This window comes from Monashia sp. NPDC004114 (genome assembly GCF_053603855.1).
This window is the reverse complement of sequence record NZ_JBSGGK010000004.1, coordinates 85,861-106,742: the sequence shown is the minus strand read 5'-3', so window position 1 is coordinate 106,742 and position 20,882 is coordinate 85,861. Positions and strand designations below refer to the sequence as shown.

The 20,882-nt window shown below is 68.7% G+C and carries 14 protein-coding genes; 11 read left to right on the top strand and 3 right to left on the bottom strand.

Annotated features, from left to right (window positions below; translation table 11 throughout):
- The first annotated feature begins 78 nt into the window (after positions 1-78).
- From ACWEOW_RS07355 to ACWEOW_RS07310, 10 genes are all read left to right on the top strand, one after another.
- Positions 79-1,497 (top strand): serine hydrolase domain-containing protein, encoded by a 1,419-nt coding sequence (locus ACWEOW_RS07355; protein ID WP_452268523.1) that lies wholly within the window; start codon positions 79-81, stop codon positions 1,495-1,497.
- Between the two features lie 70 nt (positions 1,498-1,567).
- Positions 1,568-3,157, top strand: a complete 1,590-nt coding sequence (locus tag ACWEOW_RS07350; RefSeq protein WP_452268522.1) for an ABC transporter substrate-binding protein — start codon at positions 1,568-1,570, stop codon at positions 3,155-3,157.
- Positions 3,158-3,174: 17 nt separating this feature from the next.
- Positions 3,175-4,185 carry an ABC transporter permease gene (locus ACWEOW_RS07345; protein WP_452268521.1) on the top strand — a complete coding sequence of 337 codons (1,011 nt, stop codon included), beginning with the start codon at positions 3,175-3,177 and terminating at the stop codon, positions 4,183-4,185.
- A 2-nt stretch (positions 4,186-4,187) separates the two neighbouring features.
- Positions 4,188-6,095, top strand: a complete 1,908-nt coding sequence (locus tag ACWEOW_RS07340) for a dipeptide/oligopeptide/nickel ABC transporter permease/ATP-binding protein (protein WP_452268520.1) — start codon at positions 4,188-4,190, stop codon at positions 6,093-6,095.
- Positions 6,092-6,859, top strand: a complete 768-nt coding sequence (locus tag ACWEOW_RS07335; RefSeq protein ID WP_452268519.1) for an ABC transporter ATP-binding protein — start codon at positions 6,092-6,094, stop codon at positions 6,857-6,859. The genes ACWEOW_RS07340 and ACWEOW_RS07335 overlap by 4 nt, the downstream gene beginning before the upstream one ends.
- A complete protein-coding gene (locus ACWEOW_RS07330) occupies positions 6,856-8,259 on the top strand; it encodes a serine hydrolase domain-containing protein (protein WP_452268518.1) in 1,404 nt (467 codons plus the stop codon). The genes ACWEOW_RS07335 and ACWEOW_RS07330 overlap by 4 nt, the downstream gene beginning before the upstream one ends.
- Positions 8,256-9,425 (top strand): M20 family metallopeptidase, encoded by a 1,170-nt coding sequence (locus tag ACWEOW_RS07325; RefSeq protein ID WP_452268517.1) that lies wholly within the window; start codon positions 8,256-8,258, stop codon positions 9,423-9,425. Before ACWEOW_RS07330 ends, ACWEOW_RS07325 begins: the two co-directional genes overlap by 4 nt.
- A complete protein-coding gene (locus tag ACWEOW_RS07320; protein ID WP_452268516.1) occupies positions 9,415-10,215 on the top strand; it encodes a GNAT family N-acetyltransferase in 801 nt (266 codons plus the stop codon). Before ACWEOW_RS07325 ends, ACWEOW_RS07320 begins: the two co-directional genes overlap by 11 nt.
- Before the next feature lie 2 nt (positions 10,216-10,217).
- Entirely contained in the window at positions 10,218-11,336 is a 1,119-nt protein-coding gene (gene menC, locus ACWEOW_RS07315) for an o-succinylbenzoate synthase (protein ID WP_452268712.1), read from the top strand.
- A 65-nt stretch (positions 11,337-11,401) separates the two neighbouring features.
- On the top strand, positions 11,402-13,054 hold the full coding sequence (locus ACWEOW_RS07310; RefSeq protein ID WP_452268515.1) for a PucR family transcriptional regulator: 1,653 nt from the start codon (positions 11,402-11,404) through the stop codon (positions 13,052-13,054).
- A 21-nt stretch (positions 13,055-13,075) separates the two neighbouring features.
- Here ACWEOW_RS07310 and ACWEOW_RS07305 read toward each other — a convergent pair whose 3' ends face one another.
- The 3 genes from ACWEOW_RS07305 to ACWEOW_RS07295 form a co-directional block, all read right to left on the bottom strand.
- The gene (locus tag ACWEOW_RS07305) at positions 13,076-13,282 is read right to left on the bottom strand and encodes a hypothetical protein (protein ID WP_452268514.1); all 207 of its coding nucleotides are present in this window, start codon (positions 13,280-13,282) and stop codon (positions 13,076-13,078) included.
- A 132-nt stretch (positions 13,283-13,414) separates the two neighbouring features.
- Positions 13,415-13,663 carry a hypothetical protein gene (locus tag ACWEOW_RS07300; RefSeq protein ID WP_452268513.1) on the bottom strand — a complete coding sequence of 83 codons (249 nt, stop codon included), beginning with the start codon at positions 13,661-13,663 and terminating at the stop codon, positions 13,415-13,417.
- A gap of 461 nt (positions 13,664-14,124) precedes the next feature.
- On the bottom strand, positions 14,125-18,867 hold the full coding sequence (locus ACWEOW_RS07295) for a PQQ-dependent sugar dehydrogenase (RefSeq protein WP_452268512.1): 4,743 nt from the start codon (positions 18,865-18,867) through the stop codon (positions 14,125-14,127).
- A gap of 655 nt (positions 18,868-19,522) precedes the next feature.
- On the opposite strand from ACWEOW_RS07295, the gene ACWEOW_RS07290 reads away from it, so the two are divergent.
- A complete protein-coding gene (locus ACWEOW_RS07290; protein ID WP_452268511.1) occupies positions 19,523-20,293 on the top strand; it encodes a hypothetical protein in 771 nt (256 codons plus the stop codon).
- Positions 20,294-20,882: the final 589 nt, after the last annotated feature.

The following is a 20,882-nucleotide window of genomic DNA, read 5'->3' as shown; positions in this document are numbered from 1 at the left end:
GGATCGGACAAACGCGGGGCGACAGTGCTGTCCGATCGGACGAACACTCCCGTGGTCGATCCACTTACGGTGACCGCCATGACAACGCTGGAGAGCCCGATGGGCAACGCGCCGCAGACCGCCGCGGCGTGGCTCGCAGAGAGCTTTGCACGGCTCGTCGAGGAGCACGGTGTCCCGGGAGCGACGATCGCCGTGCTGTCGGGGGGCGAGGTCGCCACCGCCGCCAGTGGCGTCACGAGCCTCGCCACTCAGGTGCCGGTCGACTCTGCGACCGTCTTCCAGATCGGCTCCATCACGAAGATCTGGACCACGACGCTCGTCCTGCAGCTGGTCGACGACGGGCTACTCGACCTCGACGAGCCGCTGCTCGACTACCTCCCCGAGCTGGTCATCGGAGACATCGAGGCCGCCAAGGCGCTCACCACGCGGCACCTCCTCACGCACACCGCCGGCTTCGAGGGCGATATCTTCACCGACACTGGTCGCGGTGAGGACGCCATCGAGAAGTACGTCGCCACGCTCACCGACCTCCCCCAGCTCTTCGCGCCCGGCGAGACCTTCTCCTACAACAACACGGCGTTCGTCGTGCTCGGACGCCTCATCGAGGTTCTCCGGGGCATGCCGTACGACGACGTGCTCCTCGAGCGGATCGTGCAGCCCCTCGGTCTCCAGCGCGTCAGCCCGAGCCCTTACGAGGCGATCCGGCACCGGGCCGCCACAGGTCACATCGTCGGGGATGACGGCGAGCTGGAGCCGGCGACCTCCTGGGCGCTGGCGCGCTCGAACGCTCCCGCGGGGTCGATGCTGGCGATGACCCCCTCCGACCTGCTCGGTTTCGTGCGGATGCACCTGGACGGCGGCGTCGCGCCCGACGGCACCCGCGTGCTCAGCGCCGCTTCGGTGCAGGCGATGCAGACCCGCGAGGTCGACCTGCCCCGCCTCGCGGGCATGGGCGACGCCTGGGGCCTTGGCTGGGAGCTGTTCGACGCGCCGCAGGGCACCGTTGTCGCCCACGACGGCGGCACGATCGGCCAGGCCGCCTTTCTGCGGGTGGTCCCCGAGGCGGGCGTCGCGATCGCGATGCTCACCAACGGCGGCGACGTCTTCGGCCTCTTCAACGACGTGGTCGCGGCGCTGCTCACCCGGCTCACCGGCATAGAGCTGCCGGCCCGTCCGACCCCCCCAGCAGCCCCCCAGCAGGTTGACGTCAGCCGCTACGTGGGTCGCTACGCCGACACCATCTACGACATCACCGTCAGCCAGGACGCGGACGGCAGGGTCTGGCTTGACCGCCAACCCAAGGACATTCACGCGGAGATCGGTGAGAGGCCGATCCGCTTCGAGCTCGTCCACCTCGCCGACGACAGCCTCATCACGGTCGAGGCCTATCACGGCATCCACGTCGTCTTCGCCTTCATCGGCTCGGTGACGAGCTCGTCCGGCGCCGACCAGGCGAAGTACGTCCACTACGGACGTGTGGTCTCACGCGTCGAGTGACGCGGTACCGGTCGAGCCGTCCCAGCACACCCCCATCGCACCGCCCAAACCTGATGAAAGAGGAATGCCCATGAGGCCTGTCCGCTCGAGCGTCATCCTGGCGCTCTCCGTCTCCGTGGCCGCCGTCGGCCTCACCGCCTGCGGTGGATCCGACGACGGCTCGAGCGGCAGCAAGTACGTCGACGGCAAGACATTCACGCTGGCGCTCTCCGCCGACCCGGGGGCACTCGACCCTCAGGGCAGCGCGTCGAGCCCGCTCTTCCAGGTCAGCAAGTTCGCCTACGACAGCCTTGTCTCGGTCGACGCCAAGGGGCAGGTCACCTCCGGCCTCGCGTCCAAGTGGTCGGTGAACGGCACGACGGTGACCTTCGAGATCGCCTCCGGCGTCACCTGCGCGGATGGCAAGCCGTTCACTGCGCAGACCGCCGCGAACAACATCAGCTACGTCGAGGACCCGAAGAACAAGAGCCCGTTCCTCGGCGTGTTCGTGCCGGCCGGTGCCACGGCCAAGGCCACGGGCAGCACCCTCACGGTCACGCTCGCCTCCGCGTCGCCCTTCGTGCTGGACTCATTCGCGAACCTGCCGATGGTCTGCGACTCCGGCATGAAGGACCGCGCCTCGCTCAAGGCTGGCACCGACGGCACAGGTCCCTACACCCTCAAGGAGGCCGTACCCGGGGACCACTACACCTACGCGATCCGCAAGGGCTACACCTGGGGCCCGGCTGGCGCCACGACCGCCACGACTGGCATGCCCGCGACCATCCAGGTCAAGATCGTGCCCAACGAGACCACGGCCGCCAACCAGCTCCTGTCCGGCGCGCTCAACGCCGCGGCCATCCACGGGCCCGACGCCAGCCGCCTCGAGGCGGCCAAGCTCGACCACGACGACGCCAAAGCGATCGTCGGCGAGCAGTGGTACAACCACGACACGGCACACGCCACTTCCGACCCGGCGGTTCGGGAGGCCCTGACGCAGGCGCTGGACCTGGCCCAGCTGCAGAAGGTGATCACCTCCGACCGTGGCGGCCCGGCGACCCAGCTCGCCGTCGTCGCGCCGGCGGGCTGCACCGGATCGTCGCTCGAGGGCTCCGAGCTCGGCCCGAACGTGGCCGCCGCCGAGTCGGCGCTCGAGGCCGCCGGTTGGGTCAAGGGCGCCGACGGCATGCGCGCCAAGGCCGGGAAGCCGCTGTCGCTCTCATTCATCTACGACTCCTCGCTCGGCTCCGGCGGCAGCGCCGCGGCGGAGCTCGCGGTGGACGCGTGGAAGAAGATCGGCGTCAACGTCAAGGCCAAGCAGCTCGACGAGACCGGCGTGGTCAACGCGATGTTCGGCACCGGCGACTGGGACATCTCCTGGGAGCCGCTCAACATCAACACGCCCGAGCAGGGTGTCCCCTTCTTCTCAGGCCCCGGCGTGAAGGACGGCGGCAACAACATGTCCGTCATCACCAACGCGGACTATGACGCGAGCGTGAAGAAGGCGATGGGCAAGGTCGGCGCCGACAGCTGCCCGGACTGGCTGGATGCCGAGGCTGCGCTGTTCAAGGCCAACGACGTGGTTCTGTTCGCCAACAGCCTGCTGCCGTTCTTCGCCAAGGGCGCCGAGATCGACGTCCTCGGCAGTGTGGTGCCCACCAGCATCCGGATGCTCGGCTGATCGGGGGTTGACCGAACATGGCAACACTGACACCGGCGGCTGCTCCGCCCCGGCCCGTCCCGACGTCGCAGGGTCGGCTGCACGGGCGGTGGACACGCTTCGCGCTTCGACGTACGGGGCGGCTGCTGGTGTCGGTGTGGGTCCTGGTCACCGTGTCGTTCCTCATGATCCACCTGGTCCCGGGCGACCCGGTCCGGGCAGCACTCGGGATGACGGCACCGACCGAGCTGGTCGAGGCCCAACGGCAAGCGCTCGGTCTCGACGACCCGTTGCTCACGCAGTACGTGCACTACCTTGGCAACCTGCTCCACGGCGACCTGGGTGAGTCGATCACGACCCAGCTCCCGGTCTCGGAGACGATCGCCCAGCGGCTCCCGGCGACCGCATCCCTGGCGGTCCTCGCGTTCGTCGTCGCGATCGCGGTCGCCGTTCCGCTCGGCGTGGCGGTCGCGGTCGCGACCAGGCGCGGGCGGCGCCGCCGTACGGAGCTGGCGTTCGCCGGCAGCACCGTCGTGCTCGGCTCGATCCCGGACTTTCTCGTGGGCGTCGCCCTCGTCGCTGTCTTCGCGGTCAACCTCGCGTGGTTCCCGGTCGCAGGTCGTACCGACGCATCGTCGTACGTCCTGCCGGTGCTTGCCCTGGCCCTCGGTACGGCAGCGGTCCTGTCCCGCATCGTCCGTGTGGAGATGCTCGCGGTGCTGGAGACCGACTACGTTCGCACGGCCCGGGCGAAGCGGCTGCCCGCCCTGCGCATCCACCTGAGGCACGCGCTGCCCAATGCCGTCACGGCGACACTCACCCTCGGCGGCATGCTGCTGGCCTCGATGATCGCCGGCACGGTGCTGGTCGAGAACGTCTTCGCTTGGCCCGGCCTGGGCAGCACGATCGTGCAGTCGATCGTGACCAAGGACTACCCGGTCGTGCAGGGCACCGTGCTCGTCTACGGGTTCGGTGTGCTCGTCATCAACACTCTGGTCGACGTCGCGCTCGCCGTGCTCGACCCTCGTTCCACGATCGGTGAGCTGTAGTGATGTCCCAGCGTTGGTCCCGGATCCTCAAGACCCCGGTCGGCATCGTCGGGCTGGGTCTGCTCGCCTTCATCGTGCTCCTGGCCGTCTTCGCCCCGATCCTCTGGGGCGACAAGGCCAGTGCCGTGGACACCGAGAACCTGCTGGCCGGCCCCTCGGCGCAGCACTGGTTCGGCACCGACAACCTGGGCCGCGACCTGTTCTTTCGGGTCCTGGTGGCCACGCGACTCTCGCTGATGCTGACCGTGGCCGCGACCGCGCTCGGAACGGTGATCGGACTCGTTCTCGGCACCGCGCCGCTGCTGCTCGGGGGGCGGCTCGGACGGCTCGTCACAGCGTTCGTCAACGTCTTCGTGGCGTTCCCGGGACTGCTTCTCGTCCTCGTCTTCGCCGTCATCTTCGGCATCGGTGCAAGGGGTGCGGTGCTGGCGATCGGTCTCGCGGTCGCTCCCGGTCTCGCCCGCCTGTGCCAGACGCTCGTCGCCGGTGTCGCCGGGCTCGAGTACGTCGCCGCGGCGCGTATCGCGGGAGTCAACCGCTTCCGGATCGTGGCCCGGCACGTGCTGCCCAACGTCGCGGAGCCGCTCGTCGTGAACGTGACAGTCACCGCCGGCGCCATCCTGCTGAGCTTCGCCGGGCTGTCCTTCCTCGGACTCGGCGTCCAGGCGCCGGATTACGACTGGGGCCGCCTGATGCAGGACGGCCTGAGCGGCATCTACGTCCACCCGCTCGCCGCGCTCGCGCCGGGCCTCATGGTGGTCATCGCCGGTCTCGCCTTCAACCTCACCGGCGAGGCGATCGCCGGGGTGTTCGGGATCTCCGCGGTGACCGGCGCCGGCATGCTGAAGGTGCCGACCGGTGAGACGCCCGCGACCGCCCTCGACCACGACGACGAGGCCGACCGCGACCTGGTGCTCGACGTGCGCGACCTCCGCGTCTCCTTCCCAGGCGTGGACGGCCCGGTCCGCCCGGTGCGTGGCGTCTCGTTCGGCATCGCCGCCGGCGAGGCTGTCGGCGTCGTGGGCGAGTCGGGATCCGGCAAGTCCCTGACGGCGTTGTCGATCGCCCGGCTGGTCGAGGAGCCGGGACGTGTCGACGCCCGGCACCTCACCTTCTGCGGGACCGACCTGCTCGGGGCCGCAGAAGGTCAGAACCACGACAAGCTCCTCGGCACATCCCTCGCCGTGGTCTTCCAGGACCCCATGACCTCGTTCAACCCGACGATGCGGATTGGCTCCCAGCTGGCCGAGGTCGGCAGGTACCACCAGGGACTCGACCGCAAGGAGGCGTCCGACCGCGCCGTCGACCGCCTGCGGGCCGTCCGTGTCCGCGACCCCGAGCGCCGGGCCCGCCAGTACCCCTACGAGTTCTCGGGCGGCATGCGTCAGCGCGCGATGATCGGCATGGGCCTGATGGGCAGCCCGCGCCTCATCATCGCGGACGAGCCGACGACCGCGCTCGACGTCACGGTCCAGAGCCAGGTGCTGGCCCTGCTCCAGGACGTACGCCGCGAAGAGGGGGCCGCTCTCCTCCTCATCAGCCACGACGTCTCGGTGGTCGCCGACGTCTGCGACCGGGTGCTCGTCATGTATGCCGGCCGGGTCGTCGAGGACCTTCCGACGGCCGACCTGCGCACGCGGGCACGCCACCCCTACACCCGCGCGCTGGTTGCCGCGGTTCCGGACATGACCACGGACATCGACGCCCCGCTGGCGACCATCCCCGGCCACCCGATCGAGCCGGCCCAGGTTCCGACCGGCTGCGCGTACGCCGCGCGTTGCCCGCTCGCGACCGACCTCTGCCGCGAGCAGGACCCGTCCTTGACGGCCGACCCGAGCGGGAGGCGGGTGGCGTGCTGGCACGCGACGGAACCTGTCGACGTCCTGATGGCTGAGGAGGCCCGCGTTTGAGCACGCTCGCGTTCGACCACGTGACGGTCCGCTACGGTGCGAGCACCGTGCTCGACGAGGTGAGCCTGACTGTTCCGGACGGCGAGATCGTCGGTCTGGTCGGTGAGTCCGGGTCGGGCAAGTCCACGCTCGCGAAGGCGGCCGTTGGGCTCGCGCCCGTACATGGCGGGCGGATCCTGCTCGACGGTGAGCCGATCCGCCTGCGCGGCCGGCACCGGCCGGTCCAGATGGTGTTCCAGGACCCGTTCTCGTCCCTGGACCCGAGGATGACCATCGGGGAGAGCATCGCCGAGGCGCTCTACCGGCCCACATCGGGGCGCCCCTCGCGCGACGCCCGTCGCGACGAGATCGCGCGGCTTCTCGAGCTGGTCCACCTCGACCCGGGCCGGTCCGGACAGCTGCCCGGACAGCTCTCCGGCGGTCAGCGGCAGCGCGTCGCGCTCGCCCGGGCGCTCGCCGGCCGGCCCCGGCTGGTCATCGCCGACGAGATCACCTCCGCCTTGGACGTCTCCGTGCAGGGCGCCGTGCTCAACCTGGTCCGGGAGATGCAGCGCGAGCTGGGGCTCTCGATGCTCTTCATCTCCCACAACCTGGCCGTCGTCCGCTACGTCGCCAGCCAGGTGGCCGTCCTCGAGGGCGGCCGGATCGTCGAGCACGGCCCCACGACCGACGTGCTCGGGCGCCCCCAGCACGACTACACCCGCCAGCTCCTGGCCGCCATCCCCGGTGGCCACGGCATCCCGACGAAGGAGATCAGCGCATGACCACGAACCGCCCCGAGCTCGACCCCACCCACTGGGAAGCCCGCTTCGCCGCGCTCGTGGACAAGCACGGCATCCCCGGTGCCCAGCTCGGCATCCTGCGCCTAGGTGCGGATGGCGCCGAGGACGAGGTCCTCACGACCGCGACCGGCGTCCTGCATGCCGGAACCGGCCAGGTCGCCACGCCCGACTCGGTCTTCCAGATCGGCTCGGTCTCCAAGGTGTGGACCGCAACCGTCGTCATGCAGCTGGTCGACGAGGGCAGGTTCGCGCTGGACACCCCAGTCGTCGAGATCATCCCGGAGCTCGCGCTGCGCGACACGGAGGTCACCAAGAAGGTCACAGTCTGGAACCTGCTGACCCACACCAGCGGTATCGACGGCGACGTCTTCACCGACACCGGCCGCGGTGACGACGCGCTCGAGAAGTACGTCGACCAGCTCGGCGACGCGGCGCAGAACCACCCCATCGGTGCGACCTGGTCGTACTGCAACTCCGGATTCTCCCTGCTGGGCCGGATCATCGAGGTCGTCACCGGACAGACCTGGGACGAGGCGATGAAGGAGCGGCTTTTCACCCCCCTCGGCCTGACCCACACCACGACCCTGCCCGAGGAGGCGATGGTCTTCGGTCACGCGATGGGCCACCTCAAGGGCGGCGACGACCCGCAGCTTGCCCCGGTCTGGGGCCTGCCACGCTCGGTCGGGCCGGCAGGGCTCATCACCTCGCGGCCTGAGGACGTGCTCGCGTTCGCCCGCATGCACCTGACCGGCGGTGTCGCAAAGGACGGCACGCGCATCCTGTCCGAGGACAGCGTCGCGGCAATGGCCGCATACCAGACCGAGTGCCCTGAGAAGATCCTGCTCGGTGACTCGTGGGGGCTGGGCTGGTTCCGGTGCGACTGGAACGGCCACCGCGCGATCGGCCACGACGGCAACACGATCGGTCAGGCCGCGTTCCTGCGGCTGCTGCCCGAGGCCGGCATCGCCGTCTGCGTCAACACCAACGTCGGCAGCGCGATCCCGCTCTACCAGGAGCTGTTCGAGGAGATCTTCGCGACGCTGGTCGATGTGCATCTCCCCGCACCATTCGAGCTCCCGGCCCAGCCGGTCGACGTCGACCCGACGCCGTACCTTGGCACCTACGCGCGTGAGTCGGTCGTCGAGGAGGTCTACGTGGAGGACGGCAAGACCTGGATGCGGACGACCGTGTCCGGCCCTGTCGCCGAGGCGTCAGGCGCCGCCGAGCCCGAGGTGCACGAGCTGATCGCTGTCGGCGAGGCCCTCTTCGCGGTCAAGCCCGACAAGAGCGAGGCCTACTACCCGGTCCGGTTCTACTCGCTGCCGACCGGGGAGGCCTACATCCACTTCGGCGCCCGCGCCACCCCGAAGAGGCCTGAATGACGATGCTCGCCGATAGTGCTCGAACGTCGCCTGCCCTCGACGAGCTACTCGCGGACCTGCGCGACCTCGTCGAGTGCGAGTCGCCGTCGAGCGACCTCGCCGCGGTCGAACGTTCGGCGGACCTGGTCGCGCGGCTCGGCACGGAACGTCTCGGGCTCGCGCCGGAGCGCATCGTGGTCGACGGCGTGCACCACCTGCGCTGGCGGCTCGGTTCCCCGACGGCTCCGGGACGTGTCCTGGTGCTGGCGCACCACGACACGGTCTGGCCGCTCGGCACGCTCGCCCGCGCTCCGTTCTCGGTCGACGACGGGGTGGTGAGGGGGCCGGGCTGCTTCGACATGCTGGCCGGGCTGGTCATGGCCCTGCACGCCATCGCGGACCTTGGCCTGCGCGACGGCGTGACGCTGCTGGTGACTGGCGACGAGGAGCTCGGCTCGGCGAGCTCACGTGAACTGATCGAGGACGAGGCCCGCCGCGTCGAGGCCGTCCTCGTCCTCGAGGCCTCGGCGGACGGAGGTGCGCTCAAGACAGCCCGGAAGGGCACCTCGCTCTACGAGATCGACATCGTCGGCCGGGCGGCCCACGCCGGGCTGGAGCCGCAGAAGGGGGTCAACGCGACCCTCGAGATGGCATACCAGGTGCAGGCCGTCGCGGAGCTGGGCGACGCGGAAGCAGGCACGACCGTGACCCCCACGGCATCCTCGGCAGGTACCACTGTCAACACGGTGCCGGCCAACGCCCGGTTCGCGGTCGACGTCCGGGCGTGGACGGCAGCGGAGCAGGAACGCGTCGACGCCGCGTTGCACGCGCTACGGCCGGCCCTGCACGGTGCCGAGGTGCACGTCAGTGGCGGCATCAACCGGGCGCCGCTGGAGGAGAAGGCGTCGCTGCCACTCTTCGAGCGGGCGCAGGCGGTCGCGGCACGACTCGGGCTTCCCGAGCTGACGCGGGCGGCCGTCGGCGGCGCCTCCGACGGGAACTTCACCGCTGGGGTCGGCACGCCGACCCTCGACGGGCTCGGAGCGGTCGGCGGGGGCGCCCACGCCGAGGACGAGCACGTGCTCGTCGACAGGCTGGCCGACCGGACACAGCTGCTCCGGGCACTGATCGAGGATCTGCTGTCCCCGTCGGGGTCACTGAACGCGGGGTCGCGCTATGAGTACTGAGCCGTGGGAGTCGTATGCCGCTGCCGCCTCCGCGTCGCGTGTCGTGGTGCGCGAGCTCCACACTCTTGAGGACCTGCAGCAGGCTGCCGCCGTCCTCGGCCGGATCTGGGGTACGCCCGACAAGCCGCCGATGAGCGCCGAGCTGCTGCGAGCGATGGTCAAGGCGGAGAGCTATGTCGCTGGAGCCTTCGACGTCGAGCATCCCGAGGGCGGTCCGGTAGGCGTGTGCGTGGGTTTCCACGCGGCGCCGTCCGCACACGCGATGCACAGCCACATCGCCGGAGTGACGGATGCGGTCGCCGGCCGCCACGTCGGGTTCGCCCTCAAGCTGCACCAGCGCGCCTGGTGCCTGGACCTTGGCATCGAGCTGACGGAGTGGACCTACGACCCGCTGGTCTCCCGCAACGCCTACTTCAACCTGGCGAAGCTGGGGGCCCGGGTCGCGGAGTACCTTCCCGACTTCTATGGGTCGATGACCGACGCGATCAACCGCGGGAACGAGAGCGACCGGATCCTCGTCCACTGGTCGCTCGCATCACCCGAGGTGGCGCGAGCCTGCGCGGGGTCGCCCGTCCGGGCCGTTGTGCCTGCCGGCGCTGCGGCCTCGTGGGTGCATGTTCCACGCGATGTCTCCGCGCTGCGGCTCACCGACCCGGAGGAGGCGAGGGTGTGGCGCACCAAGGTGCGCGACCAGCTCAAGACCGCTCTGGACGCCGGCGGCCACGTCGCCGGCTTCGACAAGCAGCAGGGCTATCTCGTTCTGCCGCCGGAAGGAGACCCGCTGCCGTGAGTGTGAAACTGGAAGGCGTCGAGCTGCGCCGTGTCGCGATGCCGCTGGTGTCGCCGTTCCGGACGTCGTTCGGCACCCAGACCGCGCGCGACATCCTGCTGCTGCGCGCCGTCACCGCCGACGGGGAGGGCTGGGGTGAGTGCGTCGCCATGTCGGACCCGCTCTACTCCTCGGAGTACGTCGACGCGACCGGCGATGTGCTGCGCCGCTTCTTCCTGCCGACCCTGGCGGCCTCGTCCGAAGAGCTCCGTCGCCACGGGGCGCATGCGGTCAGCGCCGTGCTCCACAAGTTCAAGGGCCACCGCATGGCGAAGGCAGCGCTGGAGATGGCCGTGCTCGATGCGGAGCTCCGGGCCGACGGGCGGTCCTGGGCGCGCGAGCTCGGGGCGGTCCACGAACGCGTGCCCTCGGGCGTGTCGGTGGGCATCGTCGACAGCATCCCCGAGCTGCTCGACGTGGTCGGTGGCTACCTCGACGCCGGTTATGTCCGGATCAAGCTCAAGATCGAGCCCGGCTGGGACGTCGATCCCGTGCGCGCCGTCCGCGAGCGCTTCGGGGACGACCTGCTCCTGCAGGTCGACGCCAACACGGCATACACCTTGCGTGATGCCCGTCACCTGGCCAAGCTGGATGACTTCGACCTGCTCCTCATCGAGCAACCGCTCGAGGAGGAGGACGTGCTCGGCCACGCCGAGCTGGCCCGGCTGATCCGGACACCGGTCTGCCTCGACGAGTCGATAGTCTCCGCGCAGACGGCTGCGGCTGCCATCTCGGTCGGCGCGTGCTCGATCATCAACATCAAGCCGGGTCGTGTCGGTGGATACCTCGAAGCCGTGCGCATCCACGACCTCGCAGCCGCCCACGGGCTGGCCGTGTGGTGTGGCGGCATGGTCGAGACCGGGCTCGGGCGGGCGGCCAACGCGGCGCTCGGCGCCCTGCCCGGCTTCACCCTCCCCGGTGACATCTCGGCCTCGGACCGCTTCTACCAGACGGACATCACCGCGCCCCTGACCATTTCCGGGGGCTACATGAACGTTCCCGCCGGGCCAGGTCTCGGCGTCACCCCGATCCCCGACATCCTCGACGCTGTCACCACCTCCACGGAGTGGATCGCGCTCTGACCTTCGCCATGGACGAGGCAGACTGCCCAGTCTTCCCTCCGGTCGACGGGCCATATCCTGGGTCGGTGAAGCAGCGCCCCCGTGCGAACCTGGGACGGGTCCTCCACGACCTCGGAGACTCATTTCTGGAGCTCGTTGCGGGCGACCCGGCGCACGACGGCGAGATCGGCGGCATCGTCATCCACGACCCGGACGACGAGCCGGTGCAGCCGCCGGCGGCGCTCGTGCTCGGTGTCGGCGTACGATCCGCGGCATTGCCGGACCTGGTCCGCAACGCCGGACGTCAGGGCGCTGTGGGCCTGATCGTCCGTGCGCCGGTGGCGATGAGCCCAGAGCTCGACGCGGCAGTGCGGGAAGCCGGGCTCGCCCTGTTCGGCCTACGTCGTGGCGCGACGTGGAGCCAGCTCACCGCGCTGCTCCGCTCCCTCCTCGCGGAGGACGACATCGGGCCCGCCGAGGCCGAGTCGATCGGCGGGCTGCCGTCGGGCGACCTGTTCGCCGTGGCCAACGCCGTGGGTGCACTGCTCGACGCGCCGGTCACGATCGAGGACCGCAGCTCACGCGTGCTCGCCTTCTCCGGCCGGCAGGAGGAGGCCGACTCGTCCCGGGTCGAGACGATCATCGGTCGCCAGGTGCCGGAGAGGTACGCGAAGTTGCTCACCGAGCTGGGCGTCTTCAGGGAGCTCTACCGTGATCACCGCCCCGTCGTGGTCAACCCGGCCGACCTGGGGGCCGAGGCAGTCAGCAAGCAGCGGGTCGCGATCGCGGTCCGTGCCGGCGACGAGGTGCTGGGCTCCATCTGGGCGGCGATGGACGGCGAGGTGACGCCCGAACGAAGCGCAGTGCTGCAGGACTCCGCCAAGCTGGTCGCACTGCACATGTTGCGCCTGCGCGCCGGGGCCGACGTCCAGCGCCGCCTACGCACCGACCTGGTGAGTACCGCCCTCGAGGGCGGTGTCAGCGCACGCGACGCGCTGAGCCGGCTCGGCCTGGAAGGCAAGCAGGTCGTCGTGCTCGCTGCGACCCTGCGCGACGAGCACCCGGGCGGCCTCCCGCTCGGCCCCGCCCAGCCCGCCGGTGAGACCGGTGGTGGGACCGGCAACCTCGAGCGGGTTGCCGACGCGCTCAGCGTGCATCTGTCGGCTTCCATGCCCAACTCGGCCGTCGCCGTGGTCGGCGGCATCGCGTACGGCCTGCTCGCCGTCGTCGCCAGCAGTGAGCCCGAGGAACGCGCAGCCCGCCTGGCAGAGGAGTTCTGTGAGCGGGTCGGGAGTCGGCTGCCGATCGTGGTCGGCATCGGTGGAGTCGGCGACGACGTACGCGGCGTGGCCGAGTCGCGGGCGACCGCGACCCGGGTGCTGCGGGTCCTGCGCGAGGGCCACGCGGCTCGGCGAGTCGCTCGCCTTCCCGACGTCCACGCCCAGTCCCTGCTGCTCGAGCTTCGTGACCTCGCAGCCGCGCGTGGTGAACAGCCGGTTGGTCCCGTCGCGCGCCTCATGGCGTACGACGAGCTCAACGACGCGGACCTCACCGACACCCTCGAGGCGTGGCTCGACACGCTCGGCGACGTCCGGGCCGCCTCCGCCGCACTCTTCATCCACCCCAACACGCTGCGCTACCGGCTGCGCCGGCTCGAGGAGGTCAGCGGGCTCGACCTTGCCGATCCGGAGCAGCGGTTCGCGGCGATGCTCCAGCTGCGGATCCTCGCCCATCGCTGAGGAGGCGTGAGACGTGACTGCCTAGACCGCTGCGGACCACATGGTGAGGTGGTCGAACTGCGCCCAGAGCTCGCCCATTCGGGCCTCATGTCGAGCGCGCTCGACCTCGCGGGCCATCTGGCCCTGCTCGTAGAACGAGATCTGCTCGACGATGGCAGCATGGTTCGCCGCCTCGGAGTTCATGCGCTGGATGAGTCGTTCGAGACGCCGTTTGGTCTGAGGGTTCATCATTCTCCTCGCGGCCAGGGCCTGGATGAGGTGCTGACGTACCCTTTTTCGGGCTCGGTCAAACAAGCGGCAGCCCGTGCGTCGGTCGGAGCGGCACTCGCTCTCGAACAGTCCAGGCGCTACCGCGTGCGTCTACTCGTCGTCTTCCCCACGCTGTGCAGCCTTCCTCCGCTCGAGGCGCCAGTGGATCTCATGGGTGTCCGGGTGCCTCCACTCGCGCAGCCGGTACTCGAAACCAGGGAGCAGGACGATCGGGATCGGGTCCGGGGAGGCCGGGGCCACAGCCCCGACGACGATCTTCGAGTCGCCCGGAATGAACGGCGACTGCGCGGGGATCGGTGCGGTCACGATCTCTACCGGGTCTCCATAGGGGCGGGCCACGCGATGGACGCTAGCACAGGCGCGGGATAGAGCACGCTTAGATGCCGATGACAAGCGGCGTACTCGGACCTTAGGGGCCTCAGGGACGGACGAGCCCTCCCGCGCCGCCACACCGCTGGCAGTTGACGAAGCGGGAGGTGCCGTTGCGGACTCGACCGATCAAGACCGAGGCCTGGATCGGCTGGCCGCCCGACGGGCAGATATCGGTGTGGACCATGGAGGTGCCTGGCCCGGCGGACCGGTACCGGAAACGGATCATCTCGCTCTGCCTTCCGGGCACTTCTGCGTGCTGGTGGTGCCGGTGCCAGCGCATCCTCGAGCCGCCGGCACCTGAACCGATTCTAACACGCATCTCTGATGCTCCTAATTGGTCTCTATGCAGACGGACTGAGGGACGTTCGGGTGTCTATGCCGCCCGGCCACGCTCGACGAAGCGGCCGCTCAACCGCCCTGCTCGCTCGTCATTGCCCCGCCGCGCGGAGCGAGATCGCCTGCATCACCCAGTTCGAGCTGCCCCTCAGCGACCCGTCCGCACTGTAGGGTCCGGCCGACGTCACGGCGCGATCGGCGAGGATATCGGCATCGGGCACCGTGATCACACGCGTGGTGAAGCCGGTCGAGGACCCCGTGAACTCTCCCGATGTCGTGCCGGCGCCGACGACCATCTCGCGGGCGCTACTGGTCGTGAGGGTCCCGCTGGAGGCCGTGGCGGAGCTGCCGCTGCCCGACGCAGCGGCGTCGAACGGGTTCGTCTGGTCGAGCCCGCTGTACTCGGCGGCGCGCACGTCGGCATAGGGCACAGCGCTGGAGAAGGTGACCATGACGGTGTTCGACACCGCCGCTCGGACGTTCCTGGCGTAGTAGATCGACTGGCTCAGGTTGGTCCCGCGCTGGATCGGCGCCGCGACCAGGTAGGTGTTGCCCGCGCTGTCGGTCACCGATGAGATCGTCCCGGTCGCACTGTTCCACCCGATGGCAACGACGTTCGTGTTGCCAGCGGTCTGGACGGCCGTGTACTGAACGGTGACGGTGCTCTGGTTCGACTGCGGCGTGGCGCTGTTCACCTGCACGAATGCCGGAGTTGCGGGCGGGGTGGTCGCGGCGAACGTGGCCGTGTACGTGGCGTCGGTCGCGGGCACGACGATGTCGTGCTGCTGCGCGCCACCATCGGACCACGACGCGAACGTGTAGCTGGTGCCGTTCACGGACTCGTTCCGAGCCTCGATGTTGTGGTGGAAGCCGATCAGCGTGTCATACACGAAGGGTGCGGTGTGGGCGATCCCGTCGAGGTACAGCGTTCGCCCTGAGGGCTGACTGGCGAACGAGAGGTTCACCTTGCGCGGGAACACCGTCACCGACCGCGACGACGACAGGCCGCTCGAGTCGACCACCGTAAGGGTGATGCGGTACCGCGTGTTGCCGCTGAAGTCGTGGCCCGCGGTGGGGATGGTGAACGTCCCGCTCTTGACGCCGACGATCGGCGTACCGGGATGGACGTGCCCCTCGTGCAGGAAGTCGATGTTCCAGGTGAACGCGCTCGCTGGGAGCGTCCCGTCCTCGGTGTCGGTGGCGCTTCCGCTGTAGGAGATCACGTCACCGGCCACGAAGGTCGAGCCGTCGGTGGGGGTCAGGATGGTGGGCGTGGGCACGTTGCCGGCGCTGATCGTGATCGGAGTGGCGCTGGTCGCACTGACACCGTCGGAGACGGTGAGCCGTGCCGTGTACTGACCCGCTGTCGAGTATCGGTGCGTCGGATTGGCCTCGGTCGACGTCGTGTTGTCGCCGAACGTCCATGAGTAGATCAGCGGAGTGTTCTCGGGATCACTGGATCCGGCGCTCGAGAACGACACGTCGAGCGGAGCAGGGCCGCTGGTCGGGGTGGCCGCGGCCACCGCGATGGGTGAGAGGTTGGCGGTCTGGTAGCGGATGCGCCGCAGCTTGCTCAGTCCATACGTCGCGCCGATGTCGGAGTAGCCCAGGTCCAGGTAGTACAGGGCTCCGTCGGGCCCCTCCTCCAGGTCGACGATGTCGCCGTACGGACCGTCGGTCGAGCCGTCGGCGGGCTCGAAGTTGAACACGCCGGTGAGGTTGCCGCTGGCGTCGACCGTGAGCCGCTTGATCCAGTTCTGCGTGTAGTCCGCGAAGAAGTAGCTCCCCTGGTAGCCGGCCGGGAACTGGGTTCCGTGGTAGACGAATCCGCCCACGACGGCGGAGTCCCGACCGTTGTGCGCCCAGTAGTACAGCGGACTGGTGCACTGGCCCGAACACGGTCCCTCGGAGTTGGGCCACCCGTAGTTCGCGCCCGCCTTCCCGATGTTGATCTCCTCCTTGGCGGTGGAGTAGTCGTTGCCTCCGACGTCACCGATGTACATGCGCCCGGTCGGAGGGTCGACATAGCCATGCCACGGGTTGCGCAGCCCGTACGCCCAGATCGAGTCCCAGTTCGGACCAGCTCCGTCGTAGAACGGGTCGTCCGTCGGCACGGACCCGTCCTTGTTGATCCGGTGGATCTTCCCGCGCGGGTTGTTCAGCGCCTGCGCCGCGCTGGCGTCGAAGTGCTCGCCGGTGGTGAAGTACAGCTTGCCGTCGTTGCCGAACATGATCGCCCCGCCGTGGTGCTCGGCATTGGCGGTCGTCGGGTCCTGGTACAGCACCGTCTCGCTTCCGGCAACGGTGCCGGTCACCGAGGCGTTGGCGGTGAACCTCGACAGCCGGTCGCGGTTCGGCGAGCCCAACGTGTAGAAGACGTAGTAGAAGCGGTTCGTCGCGAAGTCGGGATCGAGGGCGATGTCATAGATGCCCTGCTGCACGCCGGCCGATCCGATGTTCGTCAGCTGCAGGAAGGCGGTCGAGTCCGGCTGCAGATATGGGGATGAGAGGACCTCGATGCGACCCGCCAGCTCGGCAACGAGCAGGCGACCGTCGGGCAGGAACTGCATCGTCGTCGGCAGGTTGAAGCCCGTCGCGAGCACATCGTTCTGGAAGCGGTTGGCGTTCGTCACATTGACGGGGACCGCGGCCGACGTGGTCGAGTTGCCTCCGACGTCAGTCGCCATCGCCGTCAACGTGTGGGCGCCGTTCGAGGCGTTCCTGGTGTCCCAGTCGAAGCCGTAAGGAGCCTCGGTGTCCTCCGCACCGACCGACTGCCCGTCGACGAAGAACCGCACACCGCGGACGCCCACGTCGTCCGCGGCACTCGCCGTCACCGTCACGATGTCGCTGACCTGGGCGCCCGCGGCCGGGGCGCTGATCGACACCGTCGGCGGGTTCGGGTCGGTCGGTGCGCCGCCCGCCAGCGGCGTGTTCATGTCGGCGCGGATCTCGGACGGTGTGAGCGCACGGTCGTAGATGCGCACGTCGTCAAGGCTCCCGAGGAACTCGAAGCCGCCGCCGGCGCGGCGACCGATGAGGACGTCGTCGGGCGAGTTCTGCTGGGTGCTCGTGACCGTGCCCACGAGCGCCCCGTTGTCGAGTACGCCGTTGAGGTATACGTCGAGCGACGACGTCGCCGCGTTGTAGACCCCGGCGATGTGGTACCAGGTTCCCGCCAGCATCGCGGTGGCGCCGTACCGGAACATGTCGTTGCCGGCCGCATTGGTGAGCTTGAACCCGATGGTGCGCGGTCCACGGTCGATCGTCGTGTCGAGCTGCATGCCGATCGATCCCCGTCGGGACACGACCGCCGCGTCGTCTGCCGGGAAGCTCGATGAGTTGATCCACGCGCTCACGGTCATGCTGCCGGTGAGCCGCAGCGCGGGCGGGTTGCCGAGGGCCACGTACTGGTTCTGGCCGTTCAGCAGGAGCGCCGAACCGTACTTGCCGGCTCCCCAGGTGGCACCGCCGGTGAGCGTGCCCGTGAGACCCCTGCCCGAGGCGTCCGCCGCCAGCGTGCCACTTCCCTCGTCGAAGGCGTAGCCCGCAAGGACCGCACCGGGTTGCGGCGTCGTGTTCGACACGGTCACGGCAACCGGAGCGGACGTGGCCGTGTTGCCCGCCGCGTCGCGTGCGCGTGCGGTCAGGCTGTGCGAGCCGTTCGTCGCCGCGGTCGTGTCCCAGGTGATCTGGTACGGCGACGCCAGGTCTTCGACGCCGAGCGCCTGACCGTCGAGCAGGAACTGGACGCCTGACACCCCGACGGTGTCGGTCGCCGCGGCGGTGACCGCGATGCTGGCGCTCACGGTCGCCGCCGTCGCCGGCGCCGTGATCGAGACGCTCGGCGGCGTCGTGTCCGGAGGCGCTGACTGCGTCGTGGCATCAGCGCTCGCCGACTGGACGGACTCGTTCCCGGCAGCGTCGAACGCGGTGACGCGATAGGTGTACGTGGTGGCCGGGTTGAGGCCGGTGTCCTGGAACGCTGTCCCGGTCGATGTCCCGACGGCCGAGCCGTTGCGGTAGACGCGATACCCGGCGACACCGACGTTATCGATCGAGCCGACCCAGCTGAGGTTGACCTGGGTGGTCGAGAACGCGTTTGCGCTGAGGCCGGTCGGCACGGTCGGTGGCGTCGAGTCCGACGGTCCGGTGTCGGGGCGGAACGCGACGACCTGCATGACCCACCGGTTGCTGTCCTGCGTGCCGGTCGCGGTGTAGGCACCAGCCGCGCCAGCAAGCTGGTCCTGCGTGCGGTTCCCGAACCCGGTCGAACGGGTCGTCCATCCCGGCCCTGCGGCCGTCACCGCTCCCTTGGACGCGCCAGCCGCATAGAGGAGATCGCCCGTGGTCGTCGTCGTGACCGCGCCGGAGCTCATCGCTGCCGTGGTTCCGGTTGACGAGCGTTGGACATCGAGCGGATTGACCTTGTCCACACCGCTGTACTCGGTGAGGTAGAGCGTCCCCCACTGGCTGATCGCCGTAGCGAACGTCGCTGTGACGGTGTTGGCGCCGGCGGCTACGTTCTTGGCATAGAAGGTCTGTTGGCTCCACGAGTTGTTCCAGCCGGTGCGGACACCGGCGCTCACGTACGCATTGCCGCGGGTGTCGGCGACCGTCACAGCACCGCTGTTGTTCCACACGACTGTCACGACGATGAGATCGCCTGCCTGATTGGCGTTGCTGAAGGCGAGGCTGTTGGTGCGGCCGCTGGTCACCTCGTTGGCTCGAGCCTGTACGAAGGCCGGAGCCGCCGCCTCGGCCGGCGTTGCCAGAGGTTGGAGCACGACCGCTGAGCCGGCCAGCAGTGCCACCATCGCCGCCCGCATCCGCATGATTCCCTCCCTTGAGCTGTGTGCATGCTGACCGGTCCCGGCGCCGGATGAAAGACCACCACTCGGCCCACGTCACCGCACCCAGACGGGTAATGCCCCCAACCACGGAAGTGCTCCACGTGAGAAGCAACCTCCGACCCGAACGTAGGGCGAGAGTGCAAAGCGTCACACTGGAATGCGCAACGTGGCACCTTTTGCGGTACAAGTCCCCAGACAAGCCAGAAAGGTCCACTCAAGCGCGTCCAAAACCGTCTAATGCGCTGATTCAGACGTCGAAGGACAAATGGCGACAGCCAGGCATTTGGGCATGACCGTCGTGCGGCCCCCCGCGCGGCCGGCGGGTGAGCGGTGGACGCATGCTTCTCAGGGCGCAGGGACAGCTGGGAAGCGCGACCGTCACGAGCTTGTCTCGGCGTATCGCAGGAGTGTCTGACTGGGTCTCAGGCGCCAAACGCTTATCCGCAAATGCCCCACAAGCAGCATAGCGTCATGTTACGGTCGCGCCAATGGTTGCCGTCCTAGCCAGGCGGCGCAGTAGCCAGAGTGCAGAGAGCAATACTCACCAACGTGTACATGAAGGAAGTAGCTAAGGGGGTGCGTTTGTGGCAGGGGGAGCTTCGGCGATACTGCCGTTCGCCGCAAGTAGGCAGCGCCGATGAGGGACCATCAAGCATACAAGAAGGTGCTTCGTAACAGAGAATTCATGAAGGCGCGTGGACAGTTCAGCGTCGAGGACGAGCCGGGCGCAAAGGTTGCGATAATGATGCCTTTCGTTCCCAGCTTGGTACAGGATCCGCGTGACGACTATGAGTTCTACGAGTCCGATGCCGCGTCGTTGGTAGGCCATTATCGGTCTATCGACAGAGTGCCGGTCACGTTCATGAGGGCGACACCCGACGACTTTGCCCGCGTGCTCGCGGATCGGACCATTCCGACGGTGGTCGTACGCGGCACCGGGACGCTTTCATCGGTGGCTACTCCGCTTGAGCACGCAGATGATCGTTCGTATGGGTTTCTCGACTGGCTGCATGCAGCCAAGATGGCTACCCATCTCAAAGTGGGCAGTACAATAATGCGGGTCTGCGGGAGGATGCAGAGACGATTCAACCCACCGTGGCCAGTTGGATTTTCAGCAAGCTTTGCGAACATCTACGCCCCGGTGGGCGAAGTCATCAGCATGGCCAACCTCGAGGAGCCGGACAATGAGCTGATCACGCGTGTTTCGAGCTCTGACGAGCTGTCCTACCAGGAGGTCAAGGACACGTTTCGGGTCAGTCGTCAGTGGAACGTCACAACTGGCGTGCCCGACAGTGTTTACATTGCCGCTCGCGATGTGTACAACCAGACGCTGAATACCATGCTGCTCGCCAGACCCGTTCCGAAACACATACCTTACGGTGAATATCGAAGTGGCATAGACCCCTAGCGGCTCATTCCAAGGCCCTGGTCTGAACTTCGTGGGCTGCACACGCCCATCAGACCGGGACCTCGGCCGACATCTCGCGATGTCGGCCGAGGAAACCACCCGAGTCGCAGAGCGCCTCCCGGCGGACCAAAGGCTCACGTCGCCTTTCATCTCGTTATCGGTGCTGCCCGGCCAGGACCGATCGCGACATGAGACGCGATGTGGATGAGTCGTCGGCTCATGGCCCTGGGTGCCATGCCGAGCGCCGGGTCACGCGCCCCATCGCAGTGATGAAAGCGTTGGGTGGCCCGGACTTCAGGTCTGGAGCCGGACTCGTTCGCCCGGCGATGGGCAGCCTCGACTCGGCGCACCACGTGCTGCGGTCGGTCCTGAACGAGCCCGGTGTCACGCCGACCACGATGACCCGAGCCGCGGCCAGGTCTGAGTCCTGCTCGACCGTGGCATCCCACGTGAGATCGTCCGTTCGGGCGGCGGGCCGGTCGTGCGACGGCGCACCGGGGATCGCAAGCTATGGAGAGCCGGCTGCTCGTGTTCGCCTCGGGCGAACTGGGGGCGGTGGTGGGAATGGTGGCTGCGTCTCGTTCGCTGG

What these genes read in the sequence shown, in the direction of transcription:
- ACWEOW_RS07355 (WP_452268523.1), top strand. Translation starts at nt 79, where the DNA reads ATGACAACGCTGGAGAGCCCGATGGGCAACGCGCCGCAGACCGCCGCG.
- ACWEOW_RS07350 (WP_452268522.1), top strand. Translation starts at nt 1,568, where the DNA reads ATGAGGCCTGTCCGCTCGAGCGTCATCCTGGCGCTCTCCGTCTCCGTG.
- ACWEOW_RS07345 (WP_452268521.1), top strand. Translation starts at nt 3,175, where the DNA reads ATGGCAACACTGACACCGGCGGCTGCTCCGCCCCGGCCCGTCCCGACG.
- ACWEOW_RS07340 (WP_452268520.1), top strand. Translation starts at nt 4,188, where the DNA reads ATGTCCCAGCGTTGGTCCCGGATCCTCAAGACCCCGGTCGGCATCGTC.
- ACWEOW_RS07330 (WP_452268518.1), top strand. Translation starts at nt 6,856, where the DNA reads ATGACCACGAACCGCCCCGAGCTCGACCCCACCCACTGGGAAGCCCGC.
- ACWEOW_RS07325 (WP_452268517.1), top strand. Translation starts at nt 8,256, where the DNA reads ATGACGATGCTCGCCGATAGTGCTCGAACGTCGCCTGCCCTCGACGAG.
- ACWEOW_RS07320 (WP_452268516.1), top strand. Translation starts at nt 9,415, where the DNA reads ATGAGTACTGAGCCGTGGGAGTCGTATGCCGCTGCCGCCTCCGCGTCG.
- ACWEOW_RS07305 (WP_452268514.1), bottom strand. Translation starts at nt 13,282, where the DNA reads ATGAACCCTCAGACCAAACGGCGTCTCGAACGACTCATCCAGCGCATG.
- ACWEOW_RS07295 (WP_452268512.1), bottom strand. Translation starts at nt 18,867, where the DNA reads ATGCGGATGCGGGCGGCGATGGTGGCACTGCTGGCCGGCTCAGCGGTC.
- ACWEOW_RS07290 (WP_452268511.1), top strand. Translation starts at nt 19,523, where the DNA reads ATGAGGGACCATCAAGCATACAAGAAGGTGCTTCGTAACAGAGAATTC.